Consider the following 339-nt stretch of genomic DNA (forward strand, 5'->3'; position numbering starts at 1 on the left):
CCCGAAGTCGATGACCTTCGGGCCGTCGACACCCAGGATGATGTTCGATGGTTTGATGTCCCGGTGCACCAGACCGGCCGCGTGCACCCCGGCCAACGCCGTGAACAGACCCGCCGCCAGCTCCAGCATAGACGCCTCAGGCAGCGGACCGAAGCGCGCCACCGCCTCGCCCAGCGAGATTCCCGGGATGAACTCGGTTGCAAGCCAAGGGAGTTCTGCATCAGGGTCGGCGTCGACCACCGCCGCAGTGAACGCGGCGCCGACGTTGCGGGCGGCATCAACCTCGCGGTCGAACCGCCGCCGGAACTCGGCCTGTCCGCCGACCAGCAGCTCCGGCAG

Annotated in this window: 1 protein-coding gene; it reads right to left on the reverse strand. The window is 68.7% G+C overall.

What is annotated here, in order from left to right:
* A partial coding sequence (locus tag CCN51_RS51785; protein WP_425444817.1) for a protein kinase domain-containing protein occupies positions 1–339 on the reverse strand: 339 nt, incomplete at its 3' end.

The organism is Streptomyces milbemycinicus (genome assembly GCF_002154605.1).
Lineage (GTDB): Bacteria > Actinomycetota > Actinomycetes > Streptomycetales > Streptomycetaceae > Streptomyces > Streptomyces milbemycinicus.